Origin of the sequence: Streptosporangium amethystogenes (genome assembly GCF_000721075.1) — a bacterium.
Lineage (GTDB): Bacteria > Actinomycetota > Actinomycetes > Streptosporangiales > Streptosporangiaceae > Streptosporangium > Streptosporangium amethystogenes.
Map to the genome: position 1 here is coordinate 292,989 of NZ_JOEQ01000001.1, position 16,292 is coordinate 309,280.

Annotated in this window: 20 protein-coding genes; 10 read left to right on the forward strand and 10 right to left on the reverse strand. The window is 67.3% G+C overall.

From position 1 onward, the window contains the following. Window positions 1-101: 101 nt before the first annotated feature. Window positions 102-935 carry an ATP-grasp domain-containing protein gene (locus IG98_RS0101310; protein WP_030904246.1) on the reverse strand — a complete coding sequence of 278 codons (834 nt, stop codon included), beginning with the start codon at window positions 933-935 and terminating at the stop codon, window positions 102-104. A 787-nt stretch (window positions 936-1,722) separates the two neighbouring features. Here IG98_RS0101310 and IG98_RS50040 point away from each other — a divergent pair. Next, a complete protein-coding gene (locus IG98_RS50040; RefSeq protein ID WP_157594097.1) occupies window positions 1,723-2,070 on the forward strand; it encodes a hypothetical protein in 348 nt (115 codons plus the stop codon). A 223-nt stretch (window positions 2,071-2,293) separates the two neighbouring features. Continuing rightward, on the forward strand, window positions 2,294-2,722 hold the full coding sequence (locus IG98_RS0101315; RefSeq protein ID WP_030904248.1) for a hypothetical protein: 429 nt from the start codon (window positions 2,294-2,296) through the stop codon (window positions 2,720-2,722). Between the two features lie 86 nt (window positions 2,723-2,808). On the opposite strand, the gene IG98_RS48295 is transcribed toward IG98_RS0101315, so the two are convergent. Together IG98_RS48295 and IG98_RS0101320 are read right to left on the reverse strand one after the other, a co-directional pair. Next, on the reverse strand, window positions 2,809-3,006 hold the full coding sequence (locus IG98_RS48295; RefSeq protein WP_084195071.1) for a DUF397 domain-containing protein: 198 nt from the start codon (window positions 3,004-3,006) through the stop codon (window positions 2,809-2,811). A gap of 23 nt (window positions 3,007-3,029) precedes the next feature. Then, complete coding sequence (locus tag IG98_RS0101320) at window positions 3,030-3,887, reverse strand: helix-turn-helix domain-containing protein (RefSeq protein WP_030904250.1); 858 nt, start codon at window positions 3,885-3,887, stop codon at window positions 3,030-3,032. Between the two features lie 147 nt (window positions 3,888-4,034). On the opposite strand from IG98_RS0101320, the gene IG98_RS50045 reads away from it, so the two are divergent. After that, entirely contained in the window at window positions 4,035-4,316 is a 282-nt protein-coding gene (locus IG98_RS50045; protein ID WP_245651359.1) for a hypothetical protein, read from the forward strand. Next, entirely contained in the window at window positions 4,313-4,807 is a 495-nt protein-coding gene (locus IG98_RS0101330; protein ID WP_051751333.1) for an ATP-binding protein, read from the forward strand. The genes IG98_RS50045 and IG98_RS0101330 overlap by 4 nt, the downstream gene beginning before the upstream one ends. Window positions 4,808-5,020: 213 nt before the next feature. Here IG98_RS0101330 and IG98_RS0101335 read toward each other — a convergent pair whose 3' ends face one another. From IG98_RS0101335 to IG98_RS0101345, 3 genes are read right to left on the reverse strand one after another with little or no spacing between them, the layout of a single operon-like run. Beyond that, window positions 5,021-6,265, reverse strand: coding sequence for an RNA polymerase sigma factor (locus IG98_RS0101335; RefSeq protein WP_030904255.1), 1,245 nt, complete (start codon window positions 6,263-6,265; stop codon window positions 5,021-5,023). Then, window positions 6,262-6,600: a YciI family protein gene (locus IG98_RS0101340; RefSeq protein WP_030904257.1), complete on the reverse strand. Its 339-nt coding sequence runs from the start codon at window positions 6,598-6,600 to the stop codon at window positions 6,262-6,264. Before IG98_RS0101340 ends, IG98_RS0101335 begins: the two co-directional genes overlap by 4 nt. A gap of 7 nt (window positions 6,601-6,607) precedes the next feature. Next, on the reverse strand, window positions 6,608-6,967 hold the full coding sequence (locus IG98_RS0101345) for a YciI family protein (RefSeq protein WP_245651367.1): 360 nt from the start codon (window positions 6,965-6,967) through the stop codon (window positions 6,608-6,610). A gap of 437 nt (window positions 6,968-7,404) precedes the next feature. Here IG98_RS0101345 and IG98_RS0101350 point away from each other — a divergent pair, with 437 nt between their 5' ends. Further along, window positions 7,405-8,742 (forward strand): DUF1254 domain-containing protein, encoded by a 1,338-nt coding sequence (locus IG98_RS0101350; RefSeq protein ID WP_030904261.1) that lies wholly within the window; start codon window positions 7,405-7,407, stop codon window positions 8,740-8,742. Between the two features lie 610 nt (window positions 8,743-9,352). Here IG98_RS0101350 and IG98_RS0101355 read toward each other — a convergent pair. The 4 genes from IG98_RS0101355 to IG98_RS50050 all read right to left on the reverse strand — a co-directional run bounded on the left by IG98_RS0101355 (window position 9,353) and on the right by IG98_RS50050 (window position 12,353). After that, window positions 9,353-9,997 (reverse strand): response regulator, encoded by a 645-nt coding sequence (locus tag IG98_RS0101355; protein WP_030904263.1) that lies wholly within the window; start codon window positions 9,995-9,997, stop codon window positions 9,353-9,355. Then, the gene (locus IG98_RS0101360; RefSeq protein WP_030904265.1) at window positions 9,988-11,136 is read right to left on the reverse strand and encodes a sensor histidine kinase; all 1,149 of its coding nucleotides are present in this window, start codon (window positions 11,134-11,136) and stop codon (window positions 9,988-9,990) included. The genes IG98_RS0101355 and IG98_RS0101360 overlap by 10 nt, the downstream gene beginning before the upstream one ends. A gap of 10 nt (window positions 11,137-11,146) precedes the next feature. Then, a complete protein-coding gene (locus tag IG98_RS0101365; protein WP_157594098.1) occupies window positions 11,147-11,941 on the reverse strand; it encodes an ABC transporter permease in 795 nt (264 codons plus the stop codon). A gap of 82 nt (window positions 11,942-12,023) precedes the next feature. Continuing rightward, a complete protein-coding gene (locus IG98_RS50050) occupies window positions 12,024-12,353 on the reverse strand; it encodes a hypothetical protein (RefSeq protein WP_157594100.1) in 330 nt (109 codons plus the stop codon). 118 nt (window positions 12,354-12,471) lie between these two features. On the opposite strand from IG98_RS50050, the gene IG98_RS0101375 reads away from it, so the two are divergent. The 5 genes from IG98_RS0101375 (at window position 12,472) to IG98_RS0101395 (ending at window position 16,075) form a co-directional block, all read left to right on the forward strand. Then, on the forward strand, window positions 12,472-12,801 hold the full coding sequence (locus tag IG98_RS0101375; RefSeq protein ID WP_030904269.1) for a PadR family transcriptional regulator: 330 nt from the start codon (window positions 12,472-12,474) through the stop codon (window positions 12,799-12,801). Between the two features lie 2 nt (window positions 12,802-12,803). After that, window positions 12,804-13,196: a DUF1048 domain-containing protein gene (locus IG98_RS0101380; protein WP_030904271.1), complete on the forward strand. Its 393-nt coding sequence runs from the start codon at window positions 12,804-12,806 to the stop codon at window positions 13,194-13,196. 23 nt (window positions 13,197-13,219) lie between these two features. Next, window positions 13,220-14,017, forward strand: coding sequence for an ABC transporter ATP-binding protein (locus IG98_RS0101385; protein WP_030904273.1), 798 nt, complete (start codon window positions 13,220-13,222; stop codon window positions 14,015-14,017). Between the two features lie 9 nt (window positions 14,018-14,026). Then, on the forward strand, window positions 14,027-14,788 hold the full coding sequence (locus tag IG98_RS0101390) for an ABC transporter permease (protein ID WP_030904275.1): 762 nt from the start codon (window positions 14,027-14,029) through the stop codon (window positions 14,786-14,788). Window positions 14,789-14,875: 87 nt separating this feature from the next. Beyond that, the gene (locus IG98_RS0101395) at window positions 14,876-16,075 is read left to right on the forward strand and encodes a cytochrome P450 (RefSeq protein ID WP_245651360.1); all 1,200 of its coding nucleotides are present in this window, start codon (window positions 14,876-14,878) and stop codon (window positions 16,073-16,075) included. The last annotated feature ends 217 nt before the right edge of the window (window positions 16,076-16,292 follow it).

Below are 16,292 nucleotides of genomic sequence, written 5' to 3' on the forward strand. Positions count from 1 at the left end.
CGCGCGCCGTTTCCGGTGCGTCTCTGTGGGCCTGCTCTCCGTTTCTCTGCGGGCTTGTTTTCTGCAAGCTTGTTCTTTGCGAGCCTGTTCTCCGTGGGGCGTCAGATCGCCCTGGCCAGCGCGGTCGCCAGGTTGGCGGCGGCGTCGGGTGCGTAGCCCAGGAACAGGTAGGGCTCGGTGAGCTCGATCTCGATGAGGGCCGGGCTGCCGTCGGCCAGCCGGACCAGGTCCACCCGGGCGTAGAGCAGTTCGGGAAACTCACCGAGCACCTGCTCGGCCAGCGCGAACTGGTCGGGCTCGGGGGTGCGGAGTTCCCCGTGGTCGTTACCCTGTCCCGGCTTGGTGGCGCTCTCGGTCAGCATCGGGTTGCGCCGGATGGCGTGGCTGAACCTGCCGCCGAAGTAGAGCATCGAGGTCTCCCCCTCGCCCTCGACCATGTCCAGGTACGGCTGGATCATCGCGGTCCGGCCGTTGGCGGCCAGCTTGGCGGCGTGTTCCTCGGCCTGTTCGCGATCCACGGTCCTGATCGTGTCGCGGGCTCCGGCCGAGATCGACGGCTTGACCACGTACTCGTCGAGGACCGGGAGGTTCACGGTCTCGCCCGGCGCGACCCAGGAGGTGGGGATGATCGGCGCCTTCAGGTCACGCAGGTAGACCTTGTCGGTGTTGCGTTCCAGCACGGCGGCCGGGTTGAACAGCCGGGTGACGGACTCGACGTGCCGGGCCCAGTCGAGGAACTCCGCCCGCCTCGTCACATAGTCCCAGGCGGTACGGACCACGACGGCGTCGAACCCGGCCCAGTCGACACCGGGATCGTCCCAGCGCACGATGTGGCCGGTGATCCCCGCCTCGGCCCAGGCCGCGACGGCGAGTTCCTGCTCGTCGTCGAGCCTGTCCGGGTCCGCGAAGGTCACGTACGCCGCAGAAACGCCCATGAGGTATCCCTTTATGTCATCACCAATTAGACATAAGGCACCTTACCTAAAGTCATCTGTTCGACTTGGGGCGGCACCTGTGGTGTCGCGTTCTCAAGCCTGCTGTCGCTTGATCGGGTGTTCCCACGTCGTCATGGGGGATCGGGCGTGCGCGCTCCGGTGGGTGGGTGCTCCGGCCGGCCGTCTCAGTCGCTCCCTGGTGTTTCAGGCCTCCGGCCTGCTCGGGCGCGGTGGTTGCGGACTTTTATACGCCGGCCGGAGCACCCACCCACCTCCGCGCCTTCCGCCCCGCCGTACCGCGTGCGTGCCGTAGTCGCTCACTCTCCGGCCGCTCAGTGAACTATCCGATGCTGAAGCTCTCGCGACGAGACCGCTCAGGGCTGGTCACCGTAGCTGACGCGTGTCTCTCCGACACAGCGCAGGGTCGATGCCGTAGGGATCGGCGGAGTACGAGAAACGCTGTCAACGGCCACGTGCGTGTTTTTACATGGCCACGGACAGCCATGAAGCCCAGCAGGTTCGTGGTTAGCCTTCCACGTCGGATGGGGTTATCGGTGACGCCCTATGGCTGTGGCGAGCTGTCGTACGCCGGTTACCTGAGGGTGTCGTGTGGCCAGTTCGGTGACAATCATGCGTATACGGGGCGAGAGTCCACCCGAAAGCCCTGTCCGGCGATAGCAGAATCGTTATATTCTACACTCCTTCCGGGTGGGCACAGTCGCCTTTAAGCGGAACGGACCAGCGGACACCATCAGTGAATATTGGAAACAAGGCCAGAGAGGCCGTCATGAACACACGCCGCAGCGCATTCCCGATGCTGGCCCTTCTGCGTTCGGCGGTTTTGGCGATGAGCTCCACAGTTCTACTCGGTGCGTGCATCCCTCGTGACGGTGAACAATTCCACATCTCCAACCACACTGCGGAGACCGTTACGATAAAAAGCAAATCCAATGCTCTTTCTTCTATCACCATCGCGCCAGGAGAGAGCAGGAGCATGGGTCTTCCTGAGGATATGTGCCGAGATTTCGAGCCGAAAGAAGGTGGCCGGCTGGTCGCTACCGGTATCGAAAGCGGGAAGACCTATACATACGGCCCGCTGCTGTGCAACGGGAGCGCTTGGAACATCGGAAAATAGATATCGGCCGGCACATACCCCAACCTCGGGCTTCCGTTGTCTTCATGTGGCCAAATGGGGCGTTCGGCTACGGCTTGCTTTCTCGGCTCTTCGATGTTGAAGGAGGAACATCCCCCTCAACATCGAAGAGCCCCTTTGTCTTCCCATGCAGACATGGATTCACCGACATCCACGACGTCATCGGGGTGTTTGGCGGTGACATCAAGAAACGGAAAATCAGTTAATGGACATGCCTTGCACGCCCGCCTCTGCTCTGAGAAAAGCCGGCCTCGTCTTCGTCTTAGCATGTCAGACGCTGGCTCTAGGGGCATGTGGCAGGCAAGCCTACTGGGATCAGATCGCTGTCGCGACAGTCTCAGCCGATGAGCTGACAATCACCGCAGAGATGACCATAGGGCCTCCCAAGGCCGACGGCACTTCCTGTTACGAGGTGGTGGAGAAAAAGGTAGAGGAATTCACCTCTCAAGTGATCATCGGTATTCAGATGCGCAATAACTGCGCGCCCGTCTTTCCTTGGGAACAGGAAGTCACCACCTTGGTGGGCTACCCGTTGAAGGTGGACCTGCCCCTGAAGGCCCCTCTAGCAGGACGATCGATCCTCGACGAGAAAAGCGGCGAGCGTGTCTCGGTCATAGATGGCAACGGATCGTGACACAGCACTAGCGCTAACCGACAGAATGGTGAAGTCACCGAGACCGGCTCCCCCATCCCACTGTGAAATGCTGGTTGCGCCGCGGTCTACGCGCCGTTTTTCAGGTCTGCCACGAATGCCGCCCAGGTGTTACGGGCGAAGACGAGCTTGGGGCCTTCGGGGTCCTTGGAGTCCCGGACTGCTACTGCATCGCCCAGGTCTGCGACTTCTACGCAGTCTCCATTGCCTCCGCTGAGCGAACTCTTCCGCCACGCGGCTTTGGTCAGGTCTACCGGGTTGGACATCGCACGGCCCTTCCGCTGGACACTCACACCAGGTTGTTTGACGCGTTCATCAGCATAACCGTTGTGTCCCCCGGGCTGAGTGCCGCTGCTCTGAGGTAGTCGAACACCGCGACGTAGCGTCGAACGTCGGCGCTGTCCTCCAGGTACAGCCCGCTGGACATGTTCTCCAGATAGATGACGTCCAGGTCGCTCGGAGCAGGAAAACCCACGATGTTAAACGATCCGGTCATCGCCTGATGCGCTCCGGCTCGGTAGGGGAGAATCTGAATCATGATGTTGGGCCGCTGGCCGACTTCGGCGAGGTGCTTGAGCTGACTGGCAATGATCTCGGCTGTTCCCACGTGCTGACGCACCACTCCCTCCCCGAGAACTACGGATAGTTCCAGCGGGTTGTCGTCCGCGAGCCGCTTCTGACGCTCCATCCGCACGGAGACCCTGCGTTCGATCTCCTCTGGCGTGTCTCCGGGGCGAGTGGCCGCGACAACCGCCCGCGCGTAGTCCGCTGTCTGCAACAGACCGGGGACCAGCGTCTGCTGGTAGGTCCTGACGGATGTCGCCTCGGCTTCGAGGCCGATGAGCGTCGCGTACTCGCCGGGTAGCACGTCCCCGTAGTTCTGCCACCAGCCTCGTTGCCGCGCCTCCCTGGACAGGGCCATCAGCGACTCTCTGTCGGCCTCGGGGACCTCGTACATGTCGAGAAACGCGCGGAGGTCGCGCGGTCGGATGCCCCGGCGGCCCGTCTCGATCCGGCTGACCGAGGCCGCCGCCAGATCCATGCGTTCGGCCACCTCCTGCATGGACAGGCCGCGCTCGATGCGCAACCGGCGCAGCTCTGACGCCAGGCGACGCCTGCGGACGGTGGGACTTGTGTCGGCAGCCATGGCCGCACCTTCCTGGAGGTCTTACGTCTGAAAACTATCTTTGGAAACTTCCTTAGGTAACTACCAAGAACATACGACCCGAGGTAGCTTATCGGAGTGTAATCGAACGACTACATAATCGGTGGGGTGATGGAGATACCGGGGCGAGTGCGTGATCCGCAGCAAGTGCAGTACATCCACCTCGTACGGCTCGGCTGGGACCTGCGGGTTCTTGGGGTGGCCACCTCAGTGGTCGTTCCCGTCAGCGGAGCGCCGGTGTTGGAGATCATGTCTTCGACCGGGGTTCGGGTCCGGATCCAGGTCGCCCGCCGGGCCTGTGGCTGGGTCTTCGTCTGGCGGCCCTGGTGGTCGGTGACCTGGCGACGGGACTGGATCTGGGCCGAGGCGAACAACGCGGCCGACATGATCGCGTCGGCGGTGGCCGCGTGAGCGCGCGGGGACAGGACGGCTCCAGCGCGACGGAGGCGGTGATCAAGCGCTGGGACGGGCTTCGGATCGTGGGTCGGCGGGACTTTCCGGGCATCGCGCAGTCGGCGGGGGCCGCTCGCAGGTGGGTGCTGGAGGTCCTGGACGGCCACGCGACCGCCGAGACGCTGGAAACGCTCGAACTGCTGGTCAGCGAGGTCGTCACCAACGCCGTCCTGCACAGCGACTCGGCCAGGCCCGGCGGGCTGGTGACGGTCCGGGTGGGCCTGGGTGGCGGCCTGATCCACGTTGAGGTGATCGACGGCGGCTCGGCGACCAGTGTTCCGGCGATCCGGACGACCGACGACGACAGCCTCAGCGGGCGCGGCCTGAGCTGGGTGGACCGCCTGGCCCGCGCCTGGGGCGCCGATCACGACGACGAAGTGGGCGGGGCCGTCTGGTTTCAGCTCGCGATCGGTCAGCCGTCAGGACGCGATCCCCTTTCTTCCCCGTGATTCAGACCTCGGTGGGAAGCATTCGTCACCGTCAGTGGAGTGCCGCGTTCGGATACGGCAACCGGCAACGTCGGCCTCGGCGGGCTGCGTTTTTGGCGCGGACGGCGTAGAGGCGTCGGCGGCGACCAGGGGACGGGCCTGACACGTAGTGCGGTGATCTTCCGCACAGCGGGGGCGGTCACTGGGTGCCACCAGGCGCGTTCTCGCCGGTTGCTATCGCTCCAGCTTTTCTGCCCTGTCCCGCAGGTAGCGCTGTTCGGGGAGGCTCGTGGTGCGCCGGGCCGCCAGCCGGTAGTTCTCCCGTGCGGCGGCGTGCTCGCCGGCCAGTTCCTGGAGGTGGGCGCGGACGGCGTGGAGGCGGTGGTGGCGGGCGATCCGGGGGTCGCCGTCCAGGCTTTCCAGCATGTCGAGTCCGGCCTGGGGCCCTCGGGTCATCGCGACCGCGACGGCGTGATTGAGGGTGACCATCGGGTTCGGCGCGATCCGGCCGAGGATCGCGTACAGGATGCGGATCTGTTCCCAGTCGGTGTCCTCGGCTCGCGGCGCCTGGACGTGCAACGCGGCGATCGCCGCCTGGAGATGGTAGGGGCCGAGGGGTGAGGAGGACATGGCGCCGGTGACCAGCGCGGTGCCCTCTTCGATCAGGGCGGCGTCCCATCGGTTCCGGTCCTGCTCGGCCAGTGGCACCAGGGCGCCGTCCGGGCCGGTGCGGGCCGCGCGACGGGCGTCGGTCAGCAGCATCAGTGCCAGCAGCCCGGCGACCTCACCGTCATCCGGCAGGGACCGGTGCACCGTCCGGGTGAGCCGGATCGCCTCTGCGGTGAGCTCGCCGCGGTGCAGGTCGGGCCCGGAGCTGGCGATGTAGCCCTCGTTGAAGACCAGGTAGAGCACGTGCAGGAGGGCGTCCAGCCGTTCGGCCCGCTCCTGGTCGCCCGGCATCTCGAACGAGGCGCCGACGGCTTTGATCCGCTGCTTGGCACGGCTGATCCGCGGCGCCATGGTGGCCTCCGGCACGAGGAACGCCCGCGCCACCTCGGCGGTGGTGAGCCCGCCGACGGCACGCAGGGTGAGCGCCACCTGGGAGGCGGGCGTCAGCGCCGGGTGACAGCACAGGAACAGCAGCGCGAGCGTGTCGTCCCGGCCGCCCGGGCCTTCCTCGCCGGGCGCCGGCGCGACGGCGGCGTCCGGTGCCTCCCGCACCGCCGCGCTGACCTCCCGGCGGCGGCGCGCCTGCTCGCTGCGTACCTGGTCGACCAGGCGGCGGGAGGCGACGGTGACCAGCCAGGCACGCGGGCTGTCCGGAACGCCGTCGGCGGGCCACCGCGTCGCCGCGGCGAGCATCGCCTCCTGGACCGCGTCCTCACACTCCTCGAATCCGCCGTAGCGGCGCAGGAGCACGCCGAGGACCTGCGGCGCGAGTTCGCGCAGCAGGTCCCCGAGGCGTTCGGTCGTGCTCACATCTCCATCCCGGCCGAGTCCATCAGCGGCCGCACCTCCACGCCGCCGACCTGACCACTCGGTATCAGGGCGGCCAGTTCCACGGCGCGTTCCCGGCTTTCGCAGTCGACCACGTACTGGCCGACGACATGATCCGGGGTCTGCGGGTACGGCCCCTCGGTCACGGTCACCACGCCGTCCCGAGCCCGTACGACGGCGCCGAGGGACGGATCGGCGAACACGTGAGCACTGATCAGTTCCCCTGCCTGCCCGGCCGTGGCCAGGAACTCCTCATGGTCGAGCCCTCCCCAGGGTAGGGCCGCGGCGCTCAGGTAGAGACTCAGCAGGAACTTCACCGCGTGCTCAGTCGTCGGCCGTGCCCGCGAAGAGCACCGGCCGCACCTCGATGCCCAGGCCCTCGATGCCGGCGTCCGGGATGAGCGCGGCCAGCTCCAGGGCGCGCTCCCGGCTGTCGCATTCCACCAGGTAGTAGCCGCCGAGGTACTCCTTGGCCTCAAGGTAGGGCCCGTCGGTCACCGCCGGGACGCCGCCCCGGACCCTGACCACGGCGCTCTGCGACGGGTCGGCCAGCGCGGTGGTGCCGATCATCTCCCCGGACTTCTTGATGGTCTCCATGAACGGGCCGTGGCCGCTCATCACCTCGTTGCGCTCCTCCTCGGTCAGCGCGTCCCAGATCTGCGGGTTGTTGTGCATGATCAACATGAACTTCAACGTCGTCTCCTTCAATGGTCTGGTGGCGCCCTCGAAGGCGCCGTTCACCATGGAGTCGGAGCGGGTGCCGCGTTCTTGCGGTACCGGACCGCGAGAATTTCCCGCCCGCTCCGAACACCGGGCCCGGCAGCGAGGTAATCGCCGCCGTCATTGAACACCTCGCCGCACCCCACTGACGCCACCGACCAGCGGGAACACCCGGCCGCGGTGTCTTTTCTCGCGTACTCCGGCCGCCTCGGTAGGGGTGGCCGCATCCGGTCACGCCAGGGTCATGGCCGCCGGTGTGGTGACGATGAAAGATTGAAGCGATCATTCGCTTCTGCTCCGCTCTGGAAGACATGTGCCCTGCCGGCGGAGTGCTGCCGGGCCGAAGGTGATGCGGGCCTTGACGACCAGAGGGCGGAGCCGGACGGAAAGGACAGCTCGGCATGCCCCTGCCCGACGATCAGGTTCTTGCGATTGCCACCGACGCCTACGTCTTCGGTTATCCGCTGGTCTTGATGGACATCACCAAGGCCATCGATACCAACATTGATCCCGACCACAAAGACGAACACGCCCCCATTAACCAGTTCGTCCACGTCCGCGATCTGCCCGCCCCGGAAGACCGCACAGTGGTGCGCACCAACCAGGACACCCTTTACTCCTTCGCCTGGCTCGACCTGACCACCGAGCCGATCGTGCTGTCCCTGCCTGACATGCAAGCCAAGGAGCGGGACGACGACACGGAGCGTCCGAGGTACTGGCTGATGCAGATCATGGACGCCTGGTCCAACACCCTGCACAACCCCGGCCAGACCATCACCGACACCCCCGCCGCCTTCCTGCTGTCCGGCCCCGGCTGGAACGGCGACGCCCCGGCCGATACCACACCGCTGTCGATGCCGACCAACACCGTCTGGATCGTGGGCCGCACCGAACTGAAGGCCCTCGGCGACGAAGCTGAACTGGACAACGTGCACGCGCTGCAGGACGACATGCGGCTGATCCCGCTCAGTGCCTGGTCCTCACCCGGCACCTACGTCCCGCCCCCAGGCACCTTCGATCCCGACATCGACCTGGAAACCCCGCCCCCCGCCCAGGTGACGGCCATGGACGCGGTGACGTTCTACAACCGGCTGTGTGCCCTGATGGTCACCAACCCGGCCTCACCTGAGGATCCGGACATGATGGAGCGCCTGGCCTCTATCGGTATCGCCCCCGGGGGCACCGTCGGGGACCTGAACAGCGATCTGCTGGAGCAGGCCAAGAAAGACGGCGAGGCCCGCGTCAACGCCTACACCAACCCCGCGGATGTGAATCTCAACGGCTGGTTGTCGTCTCCCAACCTCGGCAGCTACGGCACCGACTACGATCTGCGCGCCTCCACCGCGCTGCGTGGACTGGGCGCCAACCTGCCAGAGGATTCCCTCTACCCCAGCACGGCCAGCCCCGCCACCGACACCCGCTTCCGGCTGCATTTCGAGCCCGGCGGGCTCCCGCCGGTCGGCGCCTTCTGGTCGATCACCGCCTACGACACCGACGGTTACTTCATCCCCAACGACGCCGAGAAGTACGCCGTCGGCCACCAGGAGGCCATCACCCTCAACCCCGATGATTCCGCCGATATCTTCATTCAGCCCGACAATCCCGGCTCTGACATTCCGGCGAGTAACTGGCTGCCCGTCGGCACCGACCCGTTCACGCTGACCATGCGCCTGTACGCACCCGATCTGGACGCCATCGACGCCGGCTGGAAGCCTCCCCCGCTGACCCCCGAACGCTGAGGTGGGACGGTGCTCGCAGGCAGGTGACGTCCGGCGCGGACGGCAGGGACTGTAAACCACCTGCACCTGGCACCGGCGACCTTGCCGCTTGCCGGGCGGGCCGGGGCGCGGCGCTGACCTTGCGCTCAGCCCGTTTCCCCGGCCCGTCCGCCGAACCCGGAGTGCTCCTTCTCAGGTGAGGCGGTGCCCGTCCGGGTCGGTGCTAAGCCCACGGCGGCCCCGGGGGCCTGCCGGGAGACTCGCGAAAAGGGCGACGAGCCCAACAACTACTCCGGCCAAGCCCGCTCCACCGCGCACGCTGTCTAACGAGCCCAAGGTCATACCGGGACAAGCGGCCGAGATCAACACAACCAGACACGATCTTCAACCACTACGACGTGCGGAAAGGGGCAAGCCTGCCTGCCCTGTCTCGCAGGTGGCGCTGTTCGGGGAGGCCCGTGGTGCGCCGGGCCGCCAGCCGGTAGTTCTCTCGCGTGGCGGCGTACTCGCCCGCCAGTTCCTGGAGGTGGGCGCGGACGGCGTAGAGGCAGTGTCTTTTCTCCGGTATTCCGGCTGCTCCCGTAGGGAGCGCGTGTCTGCGGGGTCGATGCCGTAAGGAGCGGCGGAGCCTTCAGTCGTCGAGGTAGCGCAGGATGGCCAGCACCCTGCGGCTGTAGCCGGGGTCGCGGGGTAGGTCGAGCTTGTCCATGATGGCGTTGATGTGCTTTTCGACGGTGCTGAGCGACACGTGCAGGCGTTCGGCGATCGCCGCGTTGACGTAGCCCTGCGCGAGGTGTCGCAGCACCTCCGTCTCGCGCCGGCTCAGCCTGCTCAGCGGGTCGGCGTGGGTGGTGCGGGCGAGCAGCTGGCGGACCACCTCCGGGTCGAAGACCGTGCCGCCGGCGCGTACCCGCTCCAGCGAGTCCAGGAAGTCGGCGACCTCCGAGACCCGGTCCTTGAGCAGGTAGCCCAGCCCTTCGGTGTTTCCCGCCAGGAGCGTGGCCGCGTACGTCTTCTCCACGTACTGGGACAGCACGAGGACCCCGACGTCCGGCCGGTGCTCGCGGATCTCCAGTGCCGCCCGCAGCCCCTCGTCGGTGTGCGTGGGAGGCATGCGCACGTCGATCACGGCCACGTCCGGTGGGTGCCGCCGGATCGCGTCGAGCAGCGCCCGCGCGTCGCCGACGGCGGCGAGGATCTCGTGCCCGGCGTCGGTGAGCAGCCGGATCAGGCCCTCGCGGAGCAGCACGGAGTCGTCGGCCAGGATCAGTCGCACGGCGTGTCCTTCGGCAGCGTCGCGACGATCCTGGTGGGGCCGCCTTCCGGGCTGTCGACGGTGAACACCCCGTCGAGCGCCAGGACTCGCCTGGCCAGCCCGGAGAGCCCTCCCCCCGAGGGGTCCGCGCCGCCCCTGCCGTCGTCCGAGATCGCCACGCTCACCGTCCGCTCGTCCTCTGTCAGCATGACCAGGATGTCACGGGCTCCCGCGTGCTTGATCGCGTTGGTGATCGCCTCGCGGGCGGTGAAGTACAGGGCGGTCTCGACCTCGGAGACGGGCCGGTCGGCCAGCCCGTAGTGCACGGTCACCGGCATGCTCGACCGTTCGGCGATGCCCGCGAGCGCGGCGCACAGGCCCAGTTCGTCGAGTGCGGTCGGATAGATCCGCCAGGCCACGCTGCGTAGCTCGTCGAGGAGCCGGCGCGACTCGGTGTAGGCCTGGCCCACCAGCTCGGCGGTCCTGGCCTGGTCGGGGCTGTGCCGGGCGCGGCCGAGCAGCATGGCCAGCGCCACCCCCCGCTGCTGCACGCCGTCGTGCAGGTCGCGCTCGATTCTGCGCCGTTCGTCGTCGACGGCCCGGATGACGCCCGCGCGGGTCGCGGTCAGTTCGGCGATGCGCCTGCGCATCAGTTCCTGCCTTCCCGGTCCGAGGAAGTGGTCGGCCAGCCGCCGTTCGGCCGCTCCCACGGCGAGGACCCCGAGTGTCACCAGGGCCAGTAGTGCCCCCGCGCCGGTCAGCCCGAGGATCCCGCTGGTGGTGACCAGCTTCACCCCGGGCAGGTTCACCGGTACCGCCTCGGACTCGCCCCAGAGCAGGTCCCACAGTCCGCCGAACAGGAGCAGGCCACCAAGAAACAGACCCGCCGCGCAGCCGTACCCGCCCAGAACACCCAGGGCGGCGCGGGCGGCGAGAAAGCCGTAGCCACCGGCCGTCCGCGTCGTGTCGTGGCCCAGCCACCTGGCCAGCCGGGCCCGTTCGAGTGCCGTCAGCCGGGCCAGGCCCCGGTCGGCGGCGGGCCGGGTGGCCGCGATCAGGGAGGCCGGCCAGGCCAGGCAGAGGAAGGCCAGCTCGACGACCCCGAGGACCATGCCCGCGAGCACCCCCACCAGGGTGCGCGCGATGCGGCTGCCTGACACGGCCCGAAGTCTAGGCGTCACGCCGGCGCAGCACGACGTGGCCTGCCGCCATCGCCGCCACCGTCCATGCCAGCAACCAGGCCAGACCTTCTCCCGCCCCGTAGGGCATCGGGCCGCCGGTCAGGTTGTCGGTGCTGCCCATGAAGGCCAGGTCGGCGAACAACGGCATGCGCAGGGACACCTCCACCGCCGCCGAAACGCCCGTCATCATCAGCATCAGCGGCAGGCCCATCAGCAGCATGAACACCACGGTCAGGGTGCCCGCCGCGCTGCGCACCGCGGTGCCCACGCCGAGCGTCATCACCGACACCAGGGCGAAGAAGACACCGACCCCCAGCAGGTCGAGCGCGACCTCGGCGGGCGGCAGCGCGACATAGCCGCCGAACAGGTCGGCGGACAGCACCGCGTAGACGACCGCGGTGGCCACGGCCCCGGACAGCACTCCGGCGGCGAACATCACCGGCCCCACCACCAGCGCCTTCGCGGCGATCACCCGGCCGCGGATCGGCGTGGCCTGCAACGTGCTCCGGATGCTGCCCGACGCGTACTCCGAGGTGATCACCAGCATCGCCAGCGCGAACTGGGCGAACGAGGTCGCCGAGATCACCGGCTCGCTCGCCGGAAAGCGGGTTCCGCCGCCCTCGGCGCGGAGCATGTCCGTGGCCGTCGCCCCGCCCAGCATCAGCGCGCTCATCACCATGAGCGCCACCGCGCCGGCCAGGCACCACCAGGTGGAACGGACCGACCACAGCTTCGCCCACTCCGCGCCGACCGCCTGACCCAACTCCCTGGTCCGCATATTCACGCTCCCGCCTCTGAGGGCGCCGGAACATCCCCCGAGGCCGCGCCCGCAACAGCAGAGCACGGCTGAACTGCCGACCTGAACTTCAGCCGCCCATCGACAGGTAGCGGCGGAGGGCCACTCCGACGAGGGGCAGTGTGAGCCCGCCGGAGCTTTCGATCGCCGGCTTCACCGACCACGTGCCGCCATCGAACGGATCACCATCAACGAGCGGCACGGCGCGCCGCGGACCGCGTGGTGCGAGGCGACGCTGAATCTGACCGGCGCGGTGCGCAGCGGGCCCGAGCCGGTCATCGAGCTGCGGGTACGCCGCGGCAAAGCCGGTGGTTGAAGTCTTCGGTGGTCTGACGCAAGCCCGTCTTCTCCCAGAGGAGTGGTGGCGGGCCCGCTCACGAGCAGTGATCAGGTCTCCCACGGCCACACGCTTACGGCCCGGCTTGCATCTTGGCTATTCAGTCTTGCTATGTACCAGTAGTCAGTGTTACTTTGTACCGGTAGTCAGCAACACCGAGTAGCTGAAGGGAGGTGTTTCCATGGGCAAGCAGATGACGGAGATGCTCAAGGGAACGCTGGAGGGCATCGTCCTCGCGATCCTGTCCGGCCGGTCCGCGTACGGCTACGAGATCACGGCGTGGCTGCGGGATCAGGGCTTCTCCGACATCGCCGAGGGCACCATCTACGCGCTGCTGGTCAGGATCGAGCAGCGCGGCCTCGTCGACGTGGAGAAGGTCCCGTCCGAGAAGGGACCGCCCCGCAAGGTGTTCTCCCTGAACGCTCAGGGACGGGAGTACCTCGAAGAGTTCTGGAGGACCTGGAGCTTCCTCACAGAACGGCTCGAACAGCTCCGCGAAGGAGACAAGTAGCCATGAACACAGGGTCGAACGAGCCGAAGAGTCGCTACCAGAAGTACCTGGGGCTGGTCATAGGGCCGCTTGAGGACAAGAGGCGCTACCGGCAGTACAAGGCACGCACGGAGCAGCTTCCGGCGAGCTATCACACGGCGATCGATGCGCTGCAGCGGTACATGCATTACTTCGGGCCGGGGGACTCGGACAGCCTGCTGGCGATGCTGGACGATCTCGTCGATCTCTTCGAGCAGAGCGCGGCGAACGGAACCCCGCTCCGCGAAGTCGTCGGCGAAGACCCGGTGGAGTTCGCCGAGGCGTTCCTTCGGAACTACCCGAAGGGTTCGTGGATCAGCCGCGAGCGGAACCGGCTGAGCAACACCATCGATCGCGCCACGGGTGACAAGCCATGACGAAACAGAGAACGGATATCCGGATGACAGCCGATCAGGTCCAGGGCCCCGCGATCCACGTGCAGGGCCTGGAGAAGTCGTACAAGGAGCTGCGGGTGCTGCGCGGCGTGGACTTCGACGTGGCGCGCGGCAGCATCTTCGCCCTGCTCGGCTCCAACGGGGCGGGCAAGACCACGGTCGTGAAGATCCTGTCCACGCTGCTCAAGGCCGACGCGGGCACGGCCGGCGTCAACGGCTTCGACGTCGCCACGCGGGCCGCGGACGTGCGGGAGTCCATCAGCCTCACCGGACAGTTCGCCGCCGTCGACGAGATCCTCACCGGCCGGGAGAACCTCGTGCTGGTCGCCCGGCTGCGGCACCTCAAGAACCCGGGCAGGATCGCCGATGACCTGCTCGCCCGTTTCTCACTGACCGACGCGGGCGCGCGGAAGGCGTCGACGTATTCGGGGGGCATGCGCCGCCGCCTGGACATCGCGATGAGCCTCATCGGCGATCCGCCGGTCATCTTCCTCGACGAGCCGACGACCGGGCTCGACCCCCAGGCACGCATCGAGGTGTGGCAGGCCGTCAAGGAACTCGCCGCCCGGGGTACGACGGTGCTGCTCACCACGCAGTATCTGGACGAGGCCGAACACCTCGCCGACCGGATCGCGATCCTGCACGAGGGCCGGATCATCGTGAACGGCACCCTGGCCGAGCTCAAGCGACTGCTCCCGCCCGCCAAGGTCGAGTACGTCGAGAAGCAGCCGACCCTTGAGGAAGTCTTCCTCGCGCTCGTCGGTGACAACGGCAAGAACCGCAATGTCGGCACGAACGCGTAAGGAACAACGATGACCAAGCATTTCCTCGGCGACACCGCCGTCCTGCTGGGACGGTCCCTGCGCCACATCATGCGCAGCCCGGACACCATCATCACCACCGCGATCATGCCGATCGCCATGATGCTGATGTTCGTCTACGTGTTCGGCGGCGCGATCAACACCGGATCGGATTCGTATGTGAACTACCAGCTGCCCGGCATCCTGCTCATCACGGTCGCCTCGGGCATCGCCTACACCGCGTACCGGCTGTTCATGGACATGAAGGGCGGCATCTTCGAGCGCTTCCAGTCCATGCCGACCGCACGCTCGTCGGTGCTGTGGGCGCACGTGCTGACCTCGCTGATCGCCAATGTGATCTCGCTCGTGGTCGTCGTGCTCGTCGCCCTGCTCATGGGTTTTCGCTCGGGGGCGGGAGTGCCGGCGTGGCTCGCGGTCGCCGGCATCCTGATCCTGTTCACCCTGGCGCTGACGTGGATCGCCGTCATCCCCGGCCTGTCCGCCAAGACCGTGGAAGGCGCGAGCGCGTTCTCCTACCCGCTCATCTTCCTGCCGTTCCTCAGTTCGGCCTTCGTGCCCACCGACACCATGCCCGGCCCGCTGCGCGCCTTCGCCGAGCACCAGCCGGTGACCTCCATCGTCAACGCCATCCGCCACCTGTTCGCACAGCAGCCGGTCGGCACCGACATCTGGATCGCCCTGGCCTGGTGTGTCGGCATCCTCATCGTCGCCTACGTCTTCGCCATGAACACCTACCGCCGCAAGACCGCCTAGAGCCGTGTCGATACTGCGACACGGCTTTCAAGTCACACCAAACACATAATATCGCGACTTCGCCCCAGGCCGATGAGAGGAATGACCATGGAACACACCATCACCACGATGCCGACCGCACGTCAGCCCGGCTGTCCCTTCGACCCGCCCAAGGAGCTGATCGAGGCCCGCGAGCACGGCCCGATCAGCCGCTACACCTTCCCCGACGGACACCAGGGCTGGCTGGTCACCGGTTACGACCTGGTCAGGTCGGTCCTGGCCGATCCGCGGTTCAGCTCACGCAGGGAGCTCATGCGCCACCATCCGCTGGTCGACCTCGGCGAGATCGAGGTGCCTCCGGCGCCGCCCGGCGAGTTCCTGCTGATGGACGAGCCGCAGCACGGGCGCTATCGGAAACCGCTGGTGGGCAAGTTCACCGTACGGCGGATGCGCCAGCTCACCGAGCGCGTCGAGCAGGTCACCACCGAGCACCTGGACGCGATGGAGCAGGCCGGGCCGTCGGCGGACCTGGTGACCGCGTTCGCCAAGCCCATCCCCTCCATCATCATCTGTGAGCTGCTGGGAGTGCCGTACGAGGACCGGGGCTCCTTCCAGGAGAACATCGACACGTTCCTCGGCGGGGAGGTCGGCGACGAGGAACTGATCGCGGCCTACATCGCGACCCAGAAATACCTCGCCGAGCTGGTGGCCGCCAAGCGCGCCAACCCCACCGACGACGTGCTCAGCGACCTGCTCGACAGCGACCTGACCGACGAGGAGCTGAAGGGCATGGCCCTGATCCTGCTCTCGGCCGGGTTCGACACCACCGCGAACATGCTCGCGCTGGGCACCTTCGCCCTGCTGCGGAATCCGGAGCAACTCGCCGCGCTGCGCACCGAGCCCGCGCTCATCGACGGGGCCATGGAGGAGCTGCTGCGGTATCTGAGCGTCGCCAAGCAGTTCATGAGGACGGCGCTGGAGGACGTCGAGCTGGGCGGCCGGACCATCAGGGCCGGCTCGATGGTCATCCTGTCGTACAACACCGCCAACCGCGACCCCGAGCGCTTCACCGACCCCCAGGTGCTCGACCTGCGCAGGCAGGACGGCGGGCACCTGGCCTTCGGCCACGGCATCCACCTGTGCCTGGGGCAGCAGTTGGCCCGCGTCGAGATGCGGGTCGCGCTCCCCGCGCTGCTCAACCGCTTCCCCACCCTGCGCCTGGCCGTACCGGCTGAAGAGGTCGCCCTGCGCCCGGAGAGCGCGGACATCTACGGGGTCAAGAGCCTCCCGGTCACCTGGGACGTATGACCGGGAGGCGTTCGACCGGCTCGCGCACGAGTTCACCGGGGCACTCGACGAGGTCGTGCAGCCGTTCGAGCCAGGACGTGAGAAACGGCCGCTCAACCCTGGCCACCCGGGGGTGTGAATCCGGTCTCCGCTGCCACCGAACGTTCATCACCTCTGGATGCCGCCTCCAGGCCGATGATCGGCATCTCCAACGCCTGCGCGAAGTCCGCCTCCGAGT